General features: G+C 56.3%; 10 protein-coding genes. 1 reads left to right on the forward strand and 9 read right to left on the reverse strand.

Translation table 11 applies throughout. The features are described 5' to 3' along the window. Positions 1 to 374 (forward strand): hypothetical protein (locus tag G497_RS16295; RefSeq protein ID WP_034636253.1); only part of this gene is annotated, 374 nt, incomplete at its 5' end. A 444-nt stretch (positions 375 to 818) separates the two neighbouring features. Here G497_RS16295 and hydA read toward each other — a convergent pair. From hydA to pepT, 9 genes are all read right to left on the reverse strand, one after another. Further along, the gene (gene hydA / locus G497_RS0102220) at positions 819 to 2,198 is read right to left on the reverse strand and encodes a dihydropyrimidinase (RefSeq protein ID WP_027186924.1); all 1,380 of its coding nucleotides are present in this window, start codon (positions 2,196 to 2,198) and stop codon (positions 819 to 821) included. Continuing rightward, the gene (xdh, locus tag G497_RS0102225; RefSeq protein ID WP_027186925.1) at positions 2,199 to 4,763 is read right to left on the reverse strand and encodes a selenium-dependent xanthine dehydrogenase; all 2,565 of its coding nucleotides are present in this window, start codon (positions 4,761 to 4,763) and stop codon (positions 2,199 to 2,201) included. It lies immediately after the preceding gene. Positions 4,764 to 5,468: 705 nt separating this feature from the next. Next, entirely contained in the window at positions 5,469 to 6,554 is a 1,086-nt protein-coding gene (locus tag G497_RS0102240; protein WP_027186926.1) for a 4Fe-4S binding protein, read from the reverse strand. 95 nt (positions 6,555 to 6,649) lie between these two features. Further along, positions 6,650 to 7,996: a uracil-xanthine permease family protein gene (locus G497_RS0102245; RefSeq protein WP_027186927.1), complete on the reverse strand. Its 1,347-nt coding sequence runs from the start codon at positions 7,994 to 7,996 to the stop codon at positions 6,650 to 6,652. Positions 7,997 to 8,028: 32 nt separating this feature from the next. Beyond that, positions 8,029 to 9,354 carry a putative aminohydrolase SsnA gene (gene ssnA, locus G497_RS0102250; RefSeq protein ID WP_027186928.1) on the reverse strand — a complete coding sequence of 442 codons (1,326 nt, stop codon included), beginning with the start codon at positions 9,352 to 9,354 and terminating at the stop codon, positions 8,029 to 8,031. A gap of 348 nt (positions 9,355 to 9,702) precedes the next feature. Next, positions 9,703 to 10,083, reverse strand: a complete 381-nt coding sequence (locus G497_RS0102255) for a RidA family protein (RefSeq protein WP_027186929.1) — start codon at positions 10,081 to 10,083, stop codon at positions 9,703 to 9,705. Positions 10,084 to 10,478: 395 nt separating this feature from the next. Beyond that, positions 10,479 to 11,120 carry a nucleotidyltransferase family protein gene (locus G497_RS0102260; protein WP_169726956.1) on the reverse strand — a complete coding sequence of 214 codons (642 nt, stop codon included), beginning with the start codon at positions 11,118 to 11,120 and terminating at the stop codon, positions 10,479 to 10,481. After that, the gene (gene yqeC / locus G497_RS0102265) at positions 11,102 to 12,043 is read right to left on the reverse strand and encodes a selenium cofactor biosynthesis protein YqeC (protein ID WP_027186931.1); all 942 of its coding nucleotides are present in this window, start codon (positions 12,041 to 12,043) and stop codon (positions 11,102 to 11,104) included. Before yqeC ends, G497_RS0102260 begins: the two co-directional genes overlap by 19 nt. Positions 12,044 to 12,124: 81 nt before the next feature. Next, complete coding sequence (gene pepT / locus G497_RS0102270) at positions 12,125 to 13,363, reverse strand: peptidase T (RefSeq protein WP_027186932.1); 1,239 nt, start codon at positions 13,361 to 13,363, stop codon at positions 12,125 to 12,127. Positions 13,364 to 13,597 lie beyond the last annotated feature (234 nt).

Here is a 13,597-nt window from a genome sequence, read left to right on the forward strand (position 1 = left end):
ATAAGATAGTAAGTATGCGATTTTTTGATTCATTTATATATCTGTTCATAACGACAGTTCCTGAAAGGCATATTGCGCAAAGCGCTAGTTTTGCATTTACCCAATTAATGTATGGTCGTTCCATCGCTTTTCTCCTCCCTCTTGGTGTATTTTTTGGGATGTACAGAAGTGGATTTACTATGGGGGTCATTGTCATAATAACAGTATTTATTTATGCATTGGCTCTGCTATTTTACTATAATTCTGTCAAATTTTATGCAGATGTAATGGCATCATGTACTTTGCTTTTGTTGGCGAATAAGGCAGAGATTCAAAAGAATAGCCTACAGCAACAAGAGCCTGCTGGTGGCATCGGCAATACGTATTTTTGTTGAGTTGCAGAAGAATTGGACGTGGAAACCCCGGCCCGTGTCTTTTACAGAACATGGGCCGGGGCGTTTTTCAGGGCAGTATCAGTACGGGGGAACATGCGCAGTTCCCGTTGCTGTTGTCCTGAGGGAGCTTCACAGGGAAGGTAGCGGCTTGCCTGTGCATTCTCATTGTGTGGAGATGTTAGTGTACCAGGTTTTAAAAAGCGAAGCCCCTGCGAGTGGCGGGACGCGGCTTTGCGCGTTCACGGCGCGAGCAAGGGGGCTGTGCTTGGGCGGGGCGTTGGTGAAAAGATAGAATTTTTCGTGCAGGCAAGGCGGCGGCGGATTTTGCAAGGGGCTGACCTCACGGTCTGCCCCGCCGGAAAATTCGCCGCCAACACAGCCTGCGCGAAAAAGGCTAGTTTTACCAACGTGCCACGCCCAAAACAAAACACAAAGTATGTAGCCTTACCCTAACTTCGGCAAACCCCTCTCCAAATACACCCCACGCCCGGCCTTGCCCACGAACGTGCCGTTCTCGGCAATCACTTCCCCGCGCGCCATGGTCAGCACCGGCGCGCCCTGCACTTCCCAGCCTTCATAGGGGGTATAATCCACCCGCTCATGCAGGTGGGCTTTGGTAATGCTGCTGCGCACGGTGGGGTCTATGAGTACAAGGTCAGCATCGGCACCGGGGGCAATATCGCCCTTCTGCGGGGCAATGCCAAACAGCTTGGCAGGCCGAGTGCAGCAGGCCTGCACCACTTGCGGCAGGGTCAGGCGGCCTTTCATGAAGCCTTCCGAGAACATGAGCTGCATGCGCGTTTCCACGCCGGGTGCGCCATTGGGGCACTTGGTAAAGTTGCCAAGGCCTTGCATCTTCTGGGTGGCAAACTGGAAGGGGCAGTGGTCGGTGCCCACGGTTTCCACCTGCCCGCTGGCAAGGCCCTGCCACAGGGCGGCGTTGTCCACAGCGGTGCGCAGGGGGGGGCTCATAATAAATTTCAGGCCTTCGCGCTTGTCTTCATAACTGCTTTCATTAAGCAACAGGTACTGCGGGCATGTTTCGGCAAACACATGCTGTTGCCCGTTGTGGCGGGCTAGCTCAATGGCTTGCAGCCCCAGGCCGGAAGAAAGGTGCACTACATACAGTGGCGCTTCCCCGGCCATTTTTGCCAGCATGAGCATGCGGAATACCGCTTCTGCCTCGCACTGCACGGGCCTGCTTTGGGCATGGTAACGCGGTGCGCTTTTGCCTGCTGCCAGTAATTTTTTGGTAAGGAAGGCAATGGAGGCGTCATTTTCGCAGTGCACGCACACCATAAGCCCCAGCTCTTGCGCTTTTTGCATCACGGCAAGCACGTCAGCATCTGCCAGTTTGTAGCCATACGTCAGGTACAGCTTGTAGCTGGTAATGCCACGCGCTATAAGGCGCTGCATGTCTTCTAGCACAGTGGCATCCACATGCTGAATAACCCCGTGGAAGCCGTAGTCCACCACGCATTGCCGGGCCAGCTCGTGGTACACGTCTACCTGGTGCTCCAGCCCGCAGCCTTTGGGGCCAAAGCCCATGTGGTCAATAATGGTGGTGGTACCGCCGCAGGCTGCGGCAATGCTGCCGGAAAGGAAGTCGTCCGCTGCCCGCGCCGCGCCTGTGTCCAGGTCCAAGTGGGTGTGGGCGTCTACCCCGCCGGGCAGCAGAAATTTGCCTGCTGCGTCAATCACCCGTGCGCCCCCGGCGGCAATGCCAGGGGCCACACGGCTGATTTTGCCATGTTCAATGAGGACATCGCCCTGCACCATCTGGGTGCTGGTGGCAATTTGCGCATTGGTAATGAGCGTTTTCACTTATTTCTTTTTCCGGTAGAAGGTATTTTTCAGGGGGAGCTTGGTGCGGAACACGCCGTCCAGCTTGTAGTAAGCCCCGGCCACGGCAGGCGCAGTGGGAATGGTGGCAAGCTCGCCCACGCCCTTGGCACCGTATGCAAATTCCCCATTGTCCTTGGTTTTTACCAGAACAACGTCAATGGGGGGCACTTCCGTGGCGCGCAGCAGCCCAAGGGTGGCGTATTTTGCCAGGGGGCGGCTGTTTTTCAGCGGGTAGTCTTCTGTCAGGGCATAGCCAAGGCCCATGGCCACGCCGCCTTCCACCTGCCCCTGGGCCGACTTGGGGTTAATCACGCGGCCCACGTCATAGGCGGCCACCACGCGCTCCAACTTGCCTTCTTTATCCAGCAGTACCACCTGGGCGGCATAGCCGTATGCCACGTGGCTTACGGGGTTTGGCTTGTCGCTGCCCATGGGGTCTGTCTGGGTGGTGTATTCGCCGTAAAACTCCTGGCCTTCAAGGTTTGCCAGTGTTTTGCCAGCATCCAGTTCCTTTTTCAGCAACCGGGCAGCACGCAGGGTAGATTCCCCGGTAAGCAACGTTTGGCGGGAAGCGGTGGTGGTGCCGGAGTTGGGGGTGCGCACGGTATCTGGCGCTTCCGCCACCATAAGGGAGGGGGGCAGACCCAGTGTTTCACACACCACCTGGGTGGTAACAGTGGCCATGCCCTGCCCGATGCAGGCGGCGCTGGCCCGAATGTGAATTTTGCCCTGCTCCACAGAAAGAATGCACCGGCTGGTGTCGGGAATGCCCACACCCACGCCGCTGTTTTTGAAGGAGCTGGCAATGCCTGCGTAAGGGGCTTGCTCGTACACGTCTTTTACTGCCAGCAGGCAGTTTTCCAGGGCGGTGCTGCTATCGGCAATTTGGCCGTTGGGCAGCACCTGGCCGGGGCGAATGGCGTTACGGAAGCGGATTTCCCAGGGGGAAATGCCCACCATTTCAGCCAGCAGGTTCAGGTTGCATTCCGTGGCAAAGGCAGACTGGGTAACACCAAACCCGCGGAAGGCCCCGGCAGGGGGGTTGTTGGTGTACACGGCGGTGCCTTCCACTTCCATGTTCTGGTAGTTGTAAGGCCCGGCAGCGTGGGTGCAGGCGCGTTGCAGCACTGGCCCGCCGAGTGAAGCGTAAGCCCCGGTGTCGGAAATGAGGGTGGCCTTCATGCCTACCAGCATACCGTTTGCGTCGCAGGCGGTGGTGAATTCCATTTCCATGGCGTGGCGCTTTGGGTGTACCATAATGCTTTCCTGGCGGGAAAGCTTTACCTTAACAGGCTGTTGCAGCAGCCATGCGGCAAGGGCTGCGTGGTGCTGCACGCTCATGTCTTCCTTGCCGCCAAAGCCGCCGCCTACCAGCATGGAAGTCACGTGTACTTTTTCGGCTGCAATGCCCAGCATCAGGGAAACTTCGTGCTGTTCGTCGTAAATGCCCTGGCCGCCTGTGTAAATACGCACGCCGTCTTCCCCTTTGGGCAGGGCAATGGCGCATTCAGGTTCCATGCAGGCGTGTTCGGTAAAGGGCACGCTGTAATGGCGGGTTACCACGTGGGCAGCGCCCGCAATGGCGGCTGCGGCGTCGCCACGCTTCAAGTGTTCATGGCGCAGAATATTGCCTTTGGGGTGAATGCTGGGGGCCCCGGCTGCCATGGCTTCCTGCGGGCTGGTAAGGGGGGTGAGCTCTTCATACTCCACCTGCACCAGCTTTTTGATTTCTTCCAGCGCTTCAGGGGTGTTGGCTACCACCAGGGCAACGGAGTCGCCCACGTAGCGGGTAATGTCGCCCTCGGCAATCATTACGTCCCAGTCTTTTACCAAATGCCCAATCTGCTTGGCACCGGGCACGTCTGCTGCGGTGAACACAGCCACGCATTGCGGGTGGGCTTTGGCCTGGGCGGCGTCAATGCGCAGCACTTTGGCGCGGGGGAACTTGGCGCGCACGGCAGAAGCGTGCAGCAGGCCGGGCAGGGTCATGTCGTCGGCATACTGGCCTGTGCCCAGCACCTTTTCGTAGGCGTCCACGCGGTGGAAATCTTCACCCAGCACGCCTGCAAAGTTGCGGTGGGGCAGGGCGGTGCCTTCACGCAGCATTTGGGCTGCCATAAGCACGGCATCTTCAATTTTCACATAGCCTGTGCAGCGGCAAATGTTGCCGCGCAGGGCTTTCTTCACGTCTTCACGGGTGGGGCTTGGGGTGGTGTTAATAAGGCCCTTGGCGCTAATGACCATGCCGGGAATGCAAAAACCGCATTGCACGGCGCCTGCTTCGGCAAACGCGAAGGAAAATACGTCCTTTTCGCGCAGGGAAAGCCCTTCCACCGTCACCACCTGCTTGCCTGCCAGCTTTTCCAGGGAGGGAATGCAGGCGCGGGTTGCCTTGCCGTCTACCAGCACCATGCAGGTGCCGCATGCGCCCTGGGAACATCCGTCTTTGGCAGAAGTCACGCGCAAATCTTCGCGCAGAAAGGGGAGCAGCTTTTTATTGACCGGGCAGGTTACCTGCTTTCCGTTGACGTGAAGTGTGTACATAGGGGGGCTCCATATAAATTGTACGTGTGATGGCTGTGGTAGAAACGCTGATTTATTCCGTTTGGCGGCGTTACTTCACTTTTTTTGAAACAGTCGAGGACGGAAGAGTTGACTCGGCCCGTCCTGGGCCTCGGCCTTCGGCTCCCGCCCTGCGGGCAGTTCCCAATTCCGCTTTCCTGCAGAATTGTCACTCCTGTTTCCAAAAAAGCTCGTGCCTTGCCAAACGAAATAACTGCGCGTTTCAAAAATGCCATTTAATCAGTGTTTGCTTAGCTGTAATGGCAGTTTTGAAGGTGGCAATGTGATTTGCTTTGCGCTTGCTGCCTTATGCGGCTGGCCACGCATTCTTGCAGCACCGTAAATAGGGCTGAAGATCTGCTTACGGCGCTGCTTGGCGTTACACGCGGGCCCCTTCCGCATTGCGGAGGGGAATTTGGTGTGGTTCCTTTTCTACAGGGGGAAGGGGCACCACGGAAATTTATTTGATGATGCGTGAGGGATTTACCTTTAGCAGTGGCAGGCGCGGTGGAAGTGTTCAGTTTTTGTGTTTGGCAAGGCGCAAGTTTTTTTGCACCATAGGAAACGCGCAGTTTTTGGTTTTGGCAAGGCGCGAGCCTTTTTCCACACGGTGGCTGGACTCTTCGGTCCTGCCCCGCGTGGAAAAAGGTGAAGCAACGCCGCCAAAATCAAAAAATCAGCGTTTCCTTAGTAGGCGATGTGGAGAGCAGCAGGCTTACAACGACTCACGCACAGCCCACACCCAAAGCACTTTTCTTTGTCCACAGTCCATGCTTCGGTAATATCAATGGCTTCATACACACAGCTTACCTTGCACAGGCCACATTTTGTACAGCGTTCCTGGTCGCAGGTAGGCAGTTCCACGTGTTTGCGGGGCTTGCGTTCATGCAGTTTTTTGCGGGTAAGGCCCACAATTTCGCTTACATCTTTGTAACCCTGCTTGTCCAGGAAGTCGGAAAGCTGCTTGGCAATTTTGCCATACACGCCGGGGCCTTTCAGAATAGCCTCGGTGCAGGTTTGCACAGCCGCAGCACCAGCCATAAGCATTTCAGCTGCGTCTTTACCATCAGCCACGCCGCCAACGCCGATTACCGGAATTTTCACAGCGCCGCACACGTCAAAAATGGTGCGAATGGCAATGGGGCGAATGGCGCGGCCTGTAAGCCAGCCGTAACCGCTTTCACTGCCCATAAGGGGGAAGCCAGTTTCAATATCAATGCCCATGCAGGGGCCCACGGAGTTGATCATAACCAGGCCGTCTGCCCCGGCATTTTCGCAAGCTTTGGCAATTTCGGTAATGTCGGTGTGGGGGCTCATTTTCATGAACACAGGTACATCCAGGGCTTTTTTTGCGGCGCGCAGGGCGTCCAGCATGGGTTCCATGCTTGTGCCCACGTAGTGCACAGACATTTCCACGGCGTCGGCAAAGGGCTTTACCATGGGGGCGACTTTTGCAATTTGTTCCGCAGTGTAGCCAAGGCCCACAATAACGGGCAGGCCAAGCTTTTTAATTTCAGGGTATTCATGCTCAACCCAGTGTTCCGGGGTGAGTTCAGACCATAGCTCGGTGTTCAGAAAGCCGCTGTTGGTCAGGGTCATGCAGGGGCGGGGCACGTCGGCTGCTTTGGCAGAAATGGTTTTGGTCACAATGCCGCCAGCGCCGCCTTCGGCTGCCTGCTTGCACAGTTCTGCGTCTTTGGCACCGGGGCCTGCGGCTGTCATGATGGGGTTGGGGAACTCAAGTCCGCAAATGATCGTTTTAAGATTAGCCATGGTGTCTCCTTACTCTGGAAAAGGTTGGAAAAGATTAAAAGCCTGTATTGGCATGAAACAAGCCATGCAGGCGGGTTCACCTGCATGGCTGTGCGTTAATGCGAAATGGCTTTGTCTGTGGGGTTAAAAATAAGGTTTGCCAGCACGGAACACAGGCAAACAGCGGCAATGGGTTCACCAAACATAAAGTGCAGGGCCGCGGGCAACTGGGCGGTTGCTGCGGGCACAGAGCCAAGGCCGTAGCCAAGGCCAAAGGTTATGGCCAGCACTAGGCTGTTGGATTCGGAAAACCCTTCCTTGGAAATCATTTTTACGCCGTTCAGGAAAATCATGGCAAACACGGTAATAACCGCGCCGCCAAGCACGCTGGGGGGAAGGGAAGAAAACACGGTGCCGATTTTAGGGCAGAATGCCACAAAAATCATGACTGCAGCGCCCACAGCAATGCTGAAACGGTTGATAACCTTGGTCATGGAAACAATGCCAGCGTTCTGCCCAAAGGCTGCCATGGGCAGGGCGTTGAACAGTGCGCCCACCTGGGCACCCACGGCGGCGGCAACAATGGTGCCGGAAGTTTCTTGGGGGGTGGTGTCGCGGTTCAGGGTGGCCATGGTAATGCCTGCGGTGTTGCCCATGGTTTCAAGGGCCACAATAATGTACACGGCAGCAAAGCTGACAACGGCTTCCATGTGGAATTCAGGCATAAAGTACAAGGGGCGGGGCAGGTCGAACCAGGGGGCAGCGGCAATGGGGGCAAAGTTCACCTTGCCCATAAGGGCTGCCAGGGCATAACCCACGCCAATGCCAACAAGAATGGCAACGGTTTTCAGCATGCCTTTGGCGAAGCGGTTCAGCACCGTAATTACGCCGAACACGCTAAAGCCCAGCAGCAGGTTTTGCCAGGAGCCAAAGTCCGGCGCGCCAACGCCGCCAGCAAAGTAGTTGGCCCCAATGGAAAGCAGGCTGATGCCAATGGTAACCAGCACGGAGCCAATAACCAGGGGCGGGAAAAAGCGTTTGAGGGGGCCAATGAAGATGCCGAACAGCAGTTCCACAAAGCCGCCCAGCAGGGCTGCCCCCAGCACACCGGGAATGCCATAGGCTGCGCCCACAGTTTTCATGGTGGGCACAAAGGCAAAGGAGGTGCCCATAACCACGGGCAGGCCAGCGCCAATTTGGAATTTGCCAATTTTAATGGGGTACACTTGCAGCATGGTCATAAGGCCAGCCATGAGCATGGCGCACTGGATCATCATAACCCTGTCCTGGTGGCTCAGCCCACCCACAACACCTGCCAGAATAAGAATGGGGGCAAGGTTGCCTGTGAACATGGCGAACACGTGCTGCAACCCAATGGGCAGGGCAACGCGCAGGCTTGGGCGTCCTTCCAACTGGTACAGCATTTGCTGGTCGGTTGGTGGTGTTTCGGAAGATTGTGTCAAAACACGTCTCCTTTATTCTTTGCGTAGCGAGATTATAGTTTAGCCCAGAGGTTTGTTGCCAATTGGCGGCTTTTGGCGCGCATGGCTTTCTCGTCAATGGTCAACAGTTCGCGGTTGCGCATGACCAGCTTGCCGTTGATCATGCTGGTGTGCACCAGGGGGCCATACAGGCCAAAGTGCATGTGGCCTGCAATGTTTTCCGGCATGAGCGGGGTAAGGGGGTCGTAGTCAACTATAATAATGTCTGCGGCAGCGCCGGGGGCCAGTTCCCCAAGGCGGGTGCCGAACATTTCCCCGGCAATGCGCGGGTTGTTCTGGCGCAGGAAGGTGTAGGGTTCACCCCAGGCCACGGAAGGGTCGGCAAGGTGGTGGCGTTGCAGTAAACCTGCTGCCTTGGCAGACTCCAGCACACAGTTTGTGTAGCCGTCTGTGCCAAGACCAAGGCGAATGCCATGGGCATTCAGGGCAAGCAGGGGGCTGCACCCCACGGCGTTGCTCATGTTGGACTGCGGGTTGTGCAGCACGGTGGTGTTTGTGCGGGCAAGGGTTTGCATTTCCGCTTCATTCACATGAATGCAGTGCACAGCCAGGGTTTTGGGGCCAAGAATGCCAAAACGTTCCAGGCGTTCCACCACGCGGGTGCCGTGCTTTTGCAGGCAGTCTTCCACGTCGGCAGCGCCTTCTGCCACGTGCACGTGGAAGCCCGCATCCCCGGCAGCGTCTTTGCTGGCCTTCAGGGTTTCGTCGCACAGGGTGAAGGAAGCATGCAGGCCAAACAGCCCTGCCAGCATGCCTTCCTTGTGGGCCTTGGCGCGTTGCAGGAACTGCTTGTTCTCGGCAATGCTTTCCAGGGCAGCTTCTTTGCCGCAGCGGTCGGAAACTTCAAAACACAGGCAGGCCCGCACGCCCATGGAAAGGGCGGAATCGGCAATGGTATCCAGGCTGCCGGTAATGGCGCCAAAAGAGGCGTGGTGGTCCACAATGGTGGTAACCCCGCACTTAATGGAGTCTGCCATGGTGGTTTCAGCACTCAGGCGCACATCTTCAAGGGTAAGGGCCTTGTCTATTTTCCACCACAGGTTTTCCAAAATTTCATTGAAGTTTTTGGAAACCTTGGGGTCTTTTATCATCATGCCCCGGGCCAGGGCGCTGTAAAAATGGTGGTGGGTGTTTACAAGCCCGGGCATAATAAGCCCGCCCTTGGCGTCTATAAATTCGTGGCCCGGAAATTGTGCCCGCAGGGCTGTGGTTTCACCCACTGCCTGAATAAGGCCGCCGGAAACAGCTACAGCACCGTTTTTGGTAACAGCGTGTTCTGCGGTGTTGGCAAGCAAGGTTCCGTTTCCAATGATAATCATGTTCTTCCCTCCAGCAGTGACGAAAAGCGTGGGTCTGAGTACCCTGTGTGTATAAGACCATTGCAATTGTGCGTTTTGCGTGCTTTTGGGAAAGCCTTCCTTGTGGGAACCGCTCTACGATTATTTTGCAATGGTCTTATGGCAGCCGTTAAAGGCAGAAAGTGCGTCCTGTTGGTATTGTATGAGCAGGGTGGTATTAAGGATGGACGGATTGCGTGGCGTTGGGAATCGCTCAGTTTTGGGTTTGGCAAGGCACGAGCTTTTTTTGAAGCGGGTGCTGGACGCTTTGGTCCTGCCCCGCTTTAAAAAAAGCAAGTAACGTAGCCAAACGTAAAACTGAGTGGTTCCCTAGCGTGCAGCAACCACTTCAATTTCTACCTTAGCACCAAGGGGCAGGGCCTTAACGGCAAAGCAGCTACGGGCAGGGAATGGGGCGCTGAAAAAGCTGGAGTACACTTCGTTCACGGCAGCAAAGTCTGCCATGTCCACCAAGTACACAGTGGTTTTTACCACTTTGTCCAGGCTGGTACCGGCAGCTTCCAAAATGGCCTTTACGTTGGCAAGGGAATTGGTGGCCTGTTCCTTAATGCCTTCTGGCATGGCCTTGGTGGCTGGGTCTATGGGCAACTGGCCGGAGGTGAACACAAGGTCGCTGGTGGCAATGGCCTGGGAATAGGGGCCAATGGCGGCGGGGGCTTTTTCAGTAGCGATTACGGTGCACTTGCTCATTATATGCTCTCTTTTATGGTTATGGTGTGGAACAATATGGGGCAGTAGGGGAGTTTTTAAATCCGCTTGCTCCTAAGTGATACAAGCAAGGATTGTGCCACTCCATATATGCTATGATAGCTCAATAATATTAGTGTATTGTATGAACTTTTCAGCTATGGGGAACGTGTATCAAATTGATAAAATTATCACATTGATACACGGGGGGTGGGGTATTTTATCATTTTGATTTATAAAAAGAGGAGTTATTTTAGGCGGCTATTGTTTCTTGCCCGTTCACTTTTGCGGCTGCGCATTGTCTTTTACTGTAAAGCATGTGGCAATAGCCATGGTGGGGAACCAACATCAAGCCAGCCGCTTTCTATATCATTTTATACAGGTTTAAAAGGATTATTTTACTCTGGATTCTTTGGGCTGCACAGTAACTTGGCGTAGGCTTCCGGGGTGTCGATGTCGTACAGAATACCAGGGTCTGGCACGGGCAGCAGCAGTTTTTCTTGCAGGGTGGCAAGCACACCCCGCGCGCCTGCGTCGCCTGTAATGGCACCCAAGGCAGGGAACAGGCTGCACCCCAGCAGCACGGGGTTGCCCCGTTGCCCCTGGTAGGTGGGCAGCACCGCCTGCACAGGCCTTCTCTGTTGCTGGGCCAGGGAAAAAGCGTCTATAAGGGCGTGCAGGGTGGCGGGTAGCACCAGGGGCATATCTCCCAGCAGCACCAGCACGGCCTGCACACCTTCCCCCTGAGGCAGGCTTTGCACCCAGTGCAGGCCAAGGCCTAAGGAAGTGCTTTGGCCTTGCGCCCAATGGGTATTTTCCAAAAATTGCCAGCCAGCATACCCCTGCACAGCTTCCTGCACGGCCTGGGCGGCATGGCCCACAATGCAGGCTTTGTGGTGTATGGCTGGCAGGGCATCCACTTGTTCCAGCACGTGGGCCAGCAGGGGCTTGCCCTGCCAGGGCAACAATTGCTTGCTGCCCCCCAAGCGTGAACCCTGCCCCGCAGCCAGTACCAGGGCGGCTATTCCGGGTGCACACACAGGCATTCCCCTTGCAATGTGCGGGCAGACCCTGCAAATAGGGTGAGGGCCTGGGTGCCAGAAGCACTGCCTGAAGCATTGCGTGTGGCGGCGGCGGCCTTGCTCACTTCATGGGCAACTTCGTGCGCCAGGGCAAGGGTTGCAGGTGTTTCTGCCCCGTTGAGGAATAACAGAGTTCGCGCTGTGGCTGGGGCGCGGCTGAACAGCCCTTGGGCATGGGTAATTACCTGGGCCACGGCGCGTGGTGTTATAGGGGCACCAAGGGGAAGGCCGCTGCGCTGGGCGAAAATTTCTGGCCGCCACACGGTGTCTTCATGCAGGGGCTGCCCTAGGCCCCACAGGCCCACTACCCCAATAACCACCTGGGTGGCAGCGGGAATAAGGGGTTCCTTAGGGGAATGGGCCTTCACGGGCCGCCCGGCTGAACCGTCTGCTTCTACTAAAAGGATGCTTTCAGTAAAGGCACTTGCCTGCACGGTGGGCCACCATGCGTCCAGCAATTCCGGCGGGTAGCCGATAATTTTTTTGCGGGGGGTGCCATCTGCCAGCATGGCATGGGGGTGGGGGGAGTGCGCGCCTTGCTTGTTTTGGGTTGCTGGCTGTTCTGCATAGGCGCTGCCAATGGTGCACATGCCCGTACCGTGGGGAAAGTGCCGGGCCAGGGGGCCAGCCGTAATGCCCTGTGCGCAGGGCAAGGTAGGCAGCAGACAAAACGGGCATTCCTCCGGCAGGGGTTCCCACAGTTTTGTGGTGGTGGTGCATAGCACGGCACGCTGCACGGCATTGGCTCTGGCAAGGCTGTGCATAAGGGTGGTTTTACCGCCGGAACCGATAATGGCGACCAGGCTGCCATTATGCAGGCCTAAAGCCTGCGTAAAGGCGGGCGGAATATTTGAGGGAGGAGCAGAAAATTGAGTTGGCATGGAGGACATCCATTGACAGGGAAGGCAGACAGAGAAGGGAGCCAAATTAGGGGAGGCAGAAACCTCCCCTAACGGAATAACTCAGCGTTTCTTGGCGTTAAGCTCGCAAATGCGGCGCGTAAGCTCATAAGAACTTACAAAAGAGGGCACCGGCAGAAACTCGAAAGGAGAGTGGAAGTTGTGCGCCCCGGTGAAATAGTTGGGGGTAACAAGACCACGGGCAGAAAGGGCGGAACCGTCTGTGCCGCCGCGCATGGCAATGACGTTGGGGGTAATGCCCAGCTCTTGCATGGCTTCAAAAATAAGGGCAATGGAAGGGTGCCCTTCTTTCCCAACAGCATTGGCAATGTTGCTGTACACGTCGGTCACGGTGCAGGTAACCTTGGCCCGTGGGTGGCGGGCTTGCACCAGCGTGGCTGCCTGCTGGATAAAGGCCTTGCGTTCTTCAAAGCTGGCTTTGTCGAAGTCGCGAATGGCCATTTGCAGCACGGCCTTGTTGGGGTTTGCTACCATATCGGTAAACCAGAAGTAGCCTTCGCGTCCTTCGGTGTGTTCCGGGGTGTCGCGCCTGTCGAAATAGCCCATAAAGTCGTGGGCCACGCGCAGGGGGTTTACCAGTACGTTTTTAGCAGACATGGGGTGGGCGGTAATGCCCGTAATTTCAAGGGTGGCAAACGCTGCGTTGAATGTTTCATACACCACTTCGCCCAGGCCGCATGAATCAATGGTGTAGGCAAACTGCACGGGAAAGCGCTGTAAGTCCAGCTTGTTGGACCCTTTCAGGCCTATTTCTTCATCTGGCACAAAGGCCACATACATGTCACCCATGGGCGGGTTTTCCGCCTTCAAGTTAGCCAGCAGGGTCATAATAACGGTAATGGCGGCTTTGTTGTCTGCCCCAAGCACGCTGGTGCCGTCGCTGAAAATAATGTCCTGCCCCTTGTAAGGAGCACTTTCCGGGTGTTCATCTACCCGGAACCAGATGTCTTGTTCTTTGTTCAGGCACAGGTCTTGCCCGGTAAAGTGCAGCACCTGGGGGTGCACATGGGGGGAAATAGCCACGTCCACCGTGTCCAGGTGGGCCACAAAGCCAATGGCAGGGGCGCTGGCAACAGTGCCGGGCCTGCGGGCGGTGACAATGGCGTGCTCGTCCATGTGCACATCCACAAGGCCAAGGGCTTGCAGTTCCTGCACCAGCAGTTTGCCAAGTTCGCGCTGGCCTTCAGTGCTGGGCACGGCAGGGCTTGCGGCGTCGCTTTGGCTGGTCACCGCAGCATAGCGGAAGAAGTTATCGGTAAGTTGTTTGTCTAGTGTTTTCATAGTATTCTCCTGCATAAGAACCATTGCCAACTGATTTGTTGACTTTTATTGGGGGACGTTGCACAGGGCCTGTGTCCCTGATCCCCCAGCCCCCTGCAAGGGACGTGACGCCCCTTGACCCCCACTATACCCTAAAGCCGACGGCAGTCGCGAGCATAGCGAGCTGTGGAGCGACAAGGCGGGGCGCAGGCGGCTTTGCCGCCGAAGCACCTACCCCGCCTTTAGAGCGTAGAA

The sequence above is a fragment of the Desulfovibrio cuneatus DSM 11391 genome, from assembly GCF_000430005.1.
GTDB classification, from domain to species: Bacteria; Desulfobacterota; Desulfovibrionia; order Desulfovibrionales; family Desulfovibrionaceae; genus Frigididesulfovibrio; species Frigididesulfovibrio cuneatus.